The 1,189-nt window shown below is 65.1% G+C and carries 3 protein-coding genes; 2 read left to right on the top strand and 1 reads right to left on the bottom strand.

Annotation, left to right across the window (positions count from 1 at the left end; genetic code table 11):
* Positions 1–13: 13 nt before the first annotated feature.
* Together DBV14_RS33565 and DBV14_RS32785 are read left to right on the top strand one after the other, a co-directional pair.
* Positions 14–160: a hypothetical protein gene (locus DBV14_RS33565; protein WP_185546209.1), complete on the top strand. Its 147-nt coding sequence runs from the start codon at positions 14–16 to the stop codon at positions 158–160.
* Positions 161–232: 72 nt separating this feature from the next.
* On the top strand, positions 233–742 hold the full coding sequence (locus DBV14_RS32785; protein ID WP_124466334.1) for an ASCH domain-containing protein: 510 nt from the start codon (positions 233–235) through the stop codon (positions 740–742).
* A 12-nt stretch (positions 743–754) separates the two neighbouring features.
* Here the strand turns inward: DBV14_RS32785 and DBV14_RS34115 are convergent.
* On the bottom strand, positions 755–1,189 hold a 435-nt coding region (locus tag DBV14_RS34115; RefSeq protein ID WP_260397315.1), incomplete at its 5' end, for a tripartite tricarboxylate transporter substrate binding protein.

The raw sequence follows: 1,189 nt of genomic DNA, 5'->3' as shown, positions 1-1,189 counted from the left end.
GTCAGGAGTCGATATGTCTACATCCCTTCATTCCGAAAAGAGCCTGCTGCTGCAAACGAAGCGCTCGGTGGCGCAGGTCCAGGCCCTGGCCGCGCACCAGTTGCCGGTGGCGCTGACCCTGTCGGCCATCATCCTGTCGGTGCTCGGCGTCAAGCCCTGAGCCGCTCGGGTGGCGCTGACCACGGAGCCGCCTGTTGTGGCAGGCTCCGTGTTCGTCTTGAGGCCACCCGACATGAACATCCCTTCCGGCATCCTTCCCTTCTGGCTGCGCTTTCAGGCTTCCATCGGCGCCGATGTTTCCGCCCGCTTCTGCGAGGCGTTTTACTTCGACGACAACGAGGCCGGTGCCACGGAGCTTGCACAACTGGTGCTTGCCGGAAAGAAGCGCGGCACCGCCAGCCTCGAATGGTCCCTGGCTGTGACCGGCAGGCCGCGCCCCAAGGCAGGTGACCTGAGCGTGGTGACCGACTGGCATGGGCAGCCGCTGTGCATCATCGAAACCCACAGCGTGACGGTCATGCCTTTTGATGAAGTCGGCGAAGACTTCGCGGCGGTCGAAGCCGAAGGCGATGGATCGCTGCGCTACTGGCGCGAAGGCCACTGGCAATACTTCAGCGGCGAATGCGCACGCATCGGCAGAACGCCCGACCTGCACATGCCGGTGCTGTGCGAGCGCTTCGAGGTCGTGTACCAGGAAGACGGGAAGACGGCGACTTCGCCCGCCCTCCCGCCGATTGATTGACGCGCTTCTCCTTCAGTCCGGCTTGATGTCGGCCGCGCGGATCACCTTCGACCAGGCCGCCAGCTCCTGGTCGACGAACTTGCCCAGCGTCGGAGAATCCATGTACGTGGCGAAGGCGCCCTGCTCGTCGACCTTCTTGCGGAACGATTCGCTCTCGACGATCTTCCTGATCTCCGCGCTCAGCTTGCCGACCACTTCCGGCGGCGTCTTCGCCGGTGCGAACACCGCGAACCACGACTCCACCTCGTAGCCCGGCAACCCCGCCTCGGCCGATGTGGGCACGTTGGGCATCGACGGGTGGCGCTGGCTGCCCGTGTACGCCAGCGCCTTGATGCGCCCGCCCGCGAAGTGGCCGATGACCGAAGGCGGCGTGGTAATGAACATGTCGACGTTGCCCGCGATCAGGTCGTTGATGGCCGGGCCCGAGCCCTTGTAGGGCACGTGCGT

Origin of the sequence: Variovorax sp. KBW07, from assembly GCF_003852515.1 — a bacterium.
In the GTDB taxonomy this organism is placed as follows: Bacteria; Pseudomonadota; Gammaproteobacteria; order Burkholderiales; family Burkholderiaceae_C; genus Variovorax.
Note: the sequence above shows the minus strand (reverse complement) of the source record. Positions and strands in the feature narration are given on the sequence as shown.

What these genes read in the sequence shown, in the direction of transcription:
- DBV14_RS33565 (WP_185546209.1), top strand. Translation starts at nt 14, where the DNA reads ATGTCTACATCCCTTCATTCCGAAAAGAGCCTGCTGCTGCAAACGAAG.
- DBV14_RS32785 (WP_124466334.1), top strand. Translation starts at nt 233, where the DNA reads ATGAACATCCCTTCCGGCATCCTTCCCTTCTGGCTGCGCTTTCAGGCT.